General features: G+C 68.0%; 3 protein-coding genes. All 3 read left to right on the top strand.

Translation table 11 applies throughout. From position 1 onward, the window contains the following. The first annotated feature begins 3 nt into the window (after positions 1-3). Positions 4-789 (top strand): outer membrane beta-barrel domain-containing protein, encoded by a 786-nt coding sequence (locus D7X74_RS40395; protein ID WP_120538256.1) that lies wholly within the window; start codon positions 4-6, stop codon positions 787-789. Positions 790-791: 2 nt separating this feature from the next. Next, entirely contained in the window at positions 792-2,810 is a 2,019-nt protein-coding gene (gene gltC, locus D7X74_RS40390; protein WP_120538255.1) for an adventurous gliding motility protein GltC, read from the top strand. Between the two features lie 105 nt (positions 2,811-2,915). Beyond that, a partial coding sequence (locus D7X74_RS40385; RefSeq protein ID WP_120538254.1) for an MFS transporter occupies positions 2,916-3,832 on the top strand: 917 nt, incomplete at its 3' end.

The raw sequence follows: 3,832 nt of genomic DNA, 5'->3' as shown, positions 1-3,832 counted from the left end.
TCCTTGTCCACCTCGGACACGTCACCGGCCTCCTCCTCCTGGGAGCCGGCCGCACCCCAGGCTCCGGCCGGCTCCCAGGAGGAGGAGGCCGGTGACGTGTCCGAGGTGGACAAGGACGCCCTGGGCCCCCTTCGCGAGCGCATCCGGCCGGTGTCCGGCCACATGTTCCTCAAGAAGGGCCGCTTCGAAGTCAGCCCGTCCGCGTCCATCACCATCCGCGACGCGTTCTACAAGAAGTACATCTTCGGCGGCTCGCTCACGTACTACCCGTCGGAGACGCTGGGCGTGAGCCTGCGCGCGGGCTACGCGGTGAACTCCGTGGCCGGCTCCGCGCAGATCTGCACCTTCACGGAGGGCTCGGGCGGCGACACGCGTGGCTGCCGCGCGCCCTCCAAGGGTGAGCTGGACGGTCAGGCCCCCGGGCAGCTCACGCTGCTGGGCGGCGCGGACGTCCAGTGGGCGCCCATCTACGGCAAGCTGTCGCTGCTGGCGGAGAAGTTCGTCCACTTCGACATGTACGGCATCCTCGGCGCCTCGGTGGTGCAGTACCGCGGCCCGGAGACGACGCTCGTGGACGGACAGGCCATCGCGGGTGGCAAGTCCTACCTCACGGGCGGCGGCAACATCGGCGTCGGCCTGCGCTTCTTCTTCAACCGCTGGATGACGCTGCGCACGGAGCTGCGCGACCTCATCTACGTGGAGAAGGGCCGGGAGCCCACGCCCACGTACCTCCGCAACCAGATCCTCTTCGAGCTGGGCCTGTCCTTCTTCTTCCCCTCCGGTTCATAAGCATGATGCGCACCCACCGGTTCCTCCGTCTCGCCGTCCTCGGGCTCACGCTCGCGTACACGGCCCCCACGCTGGCCCAGTCCTTTGAAGGACTGGATCTGGCGGGCCAGTCCAAGAAGAAGAAGAAGGGGGCCTCCTCCAAGAAGAAGGCCACGTCCTCCAAGCGCGGCAAGGGCAAGGCCGCGCCCGCGGAAGACACCGCGGACACGGCGGCTGAAGCCCCCGTGGCCCCCGCGGGCAACCCCGCCACGCCTCCGGTGACCGCGACGCCCGCGGCCCCGGTTGCATCTCCGGCGCCCGTCAAGCCCGCGCAGCCTGCCCAGAGCGGCGGCGGCCTGGGCCTGGACCTCACGGGCGACAACGACAAGCCGCCCGCGCCCACGATGACGTTCGACGCGGTGGACGTGTCCGGCAAGACGGCGGACCGCCAGCGCCTGGACGCGGCCATCTCGCTGTTCAAGAACGACGAGTACGAGAAGGCGGCGATGGCGTCGCACGAGCTGCTGGGCGACGCCAAGCTCCAGGGCCTGCACACCGAAGCGCGCTACGTGCTGGCCAAGTCGCTCTACCGCATGGGGCTGTACCACTCGTCGCTGGGCGAGTTCTCGAAGATCCTCGCGGCGGGCCCGTCCACGAAGTTCTTCAAGACGAGCCTGGAGTGGCTGTTCTTCATCAGCCGCAAGACGCAGAACGAGACGGTCATCCTGGATGAGATCGCCCGGTACGCGAACTACGAGTTCCCGGAGAAGTTCCGCAACGAGTTCCGCTACCTGCTGGCCCGCTACCACTTCGTGCGCGGCCGCGCGCTGGATCAGGTCGGCCAGACGGAGAACGCGGACAAGAGCTTCGAGGAAGTGAAGCGCCTGGCGCTGACCATCCCGCGCACGGACACCTTCTACCCGCGCGCGAAGTACCTGGAGGGTCTGGCCTTCTTCCGCAACGGCACCCACCACAAGGACGCGGCGGCCAAGCGCGGCAACACGGACGTGCTGGCGTCGGTGGAGGCGATGAAGGAAGTCGTGCGCCTCACCCGTCCCATGGTCGGCCGCACCGGCGAGCAGGCGAAGCTGGACAAGTCGCTGCGCGAGCTGGCGTTCATGCAGCTGGCGCGCACGCACTACGGCATGCAGCAGAACCGCTTCTCCATCTTCTATCTGAACAAGGTGGAGCGCGGGAACACGCAGTGGCTGGAGGCCCTCTTCGAGTCCTCGTGGGCCAACTACCGCATCGGTCAGTACGAGCAGGCGCTGGGCAACCTCATCACCCTGTCGTCGCCCTTCTTCCGCGAGGAGTACTTCCCGGAAGCGCTCATCCTGAAGGCCGTCATCTATTACGAGAACTGCCGCTACCGGGAGTCCAACCTCATCCTCCAGGACTTCGAGCACACGTACCTGCCGGTGCACGATGAGCTGGACTCGCTCGTGAAGAAGAACATGGACGCGAGCGAGTACTACACGGTGCTCGCGGACGTGCAGAAGAAGAACAAGGACGGCCTGGAGAAGAACGGCACGGACGTGCTCCTGGAGCGCATCCTGCGGCTCGCGCTCACGGATCAGGACCTGAAGAAGACCAACGACTCCATCCTGGAGCTCGAGGGTGAGATGGACCTGTTCTCCAACAAGGGCGACACGTTCAAGTACTCGGAGCTGACCAAGCAGCTGCTGGAGGGCCTCAAGGTCCAGCGCACCAGCCTCATCTCCAAGGCCGGCACCATGGCCAAGGGCAAGCTGGAGACGGAGCTGGGCGCGCTCAAGCTGCTCTTGGCCAACGGCCTGCGCATCAAGTTCGAGACGACCACCAAGGAGAAGGAGTTCCTGGAGGAGCAGCTCAAGGCGGGCGGCCGCACGGCCATCGTCAAGAAGTACAAGTACTCCGTGGCGGTCGCGGACGATCAGCTCTACTGGCCCTACGAGGGCGAGTACTGGCGTGACGAGCTGGGCACGTACCAGTACACGATGACCAAGGGCTGCATCGAGCGCGACACGGCCAACCGCAACATCCAGTCCGCCGGCGCGATGTAGACGCACGGCAGGACAGGTGGGAGTCTCCCGGCCCGCCGGAGCGCTTGGTCTGAGCGCTCCGGCGGTTTTCTCTTTTCGAAGGCACGTGGACGAGGGGAGTTCGAGTTGGCACGGGAGGCGTCGCTGCGGGTGGTGTTCGGCATCGCCGTCCTGGACCTCATCGGGTTCGGCATCCTGATTCCGCAGCTGGGCGTGTACGGCGTGCGCTTCGGGGCCTCGCCCTTCACGGTGGGGCTGCTCGTCGCGGTGTACTCGCTGATGCAGCTGGTGGCGGCGCCCATCATGGGGCGGCTGTCGGACCGGTTCGGCCGGCGCCCGGTGCTGCTCCTGAGCCAGGTGGGCTCGCTGGCGGGCTACGTGCTGTTCGCCTTCGCGCACACGCTGCCGCTCTTGTTCCTCTCCCGCGTCATCGACGGGGTGTCCGGGGGCAACGTGTCCACGGCGCAGGCGGTGGTGGCGGACATCACCAAGCCCAGCGAGCGCGCGCGGGGCATGGGCATCATCGGCGCGGCGTTCGGCCTGGGCTTCGTGCTGGGGCCGGCGCTGGGCGGCGTCCTGGGCGCGTGGGGCGGCAACCTCGCCATCGGCCTGTTCGCCGCGGGACTGTCCGCCCTGAACCTCATCAACACCTGGTTCTTTCTGCCGGAGACGCGGGTGCCGGGCAGCCCCTCCGCCACGGTGCGCTCCATGAAGGGCGCCGCGTCCGTCTTGACGCTTCCCGTCGTGGGCCGGTGCGTGGTGCTGGTGCTGCTCTTCACCGTGGCCTTCGCGCAGATGGAGGGCACCTTCTCCGTGTTCCTCCTCACGCGCTTCCTGTCGTCCGGGGCGGTGCCGCTGGAGGGTGGGTGGCTGGTGCACGCGGTGCACCCGGACGCGGCCGTCCTCAAGGAGGCCAGCCTGCGCTCCGGGGCGCTCTTCGCGGTGGTGGGGGTGCTGTCCGCGCTGGTGCAGGGGGGGCTGGTGCGCCGGCTGGTGGCCCCCGGGCATGGCGTCGGACTGGAGGCCCGGTCGGGGGGCAGGGC

Source organism: Corallococcus sp. CA047B (assembly GCF_003612065.1).
In the GTDB taxonomy this organism is placed as follows: Bacteria; Myxococcota; Myxococcia; order Myxococcales; family Myxococcaceae; genus Corallococcus; species Corallococcus praedator.
This window is presented reverse-complemented; position numbering and strand designations above follow the sequence as displayed.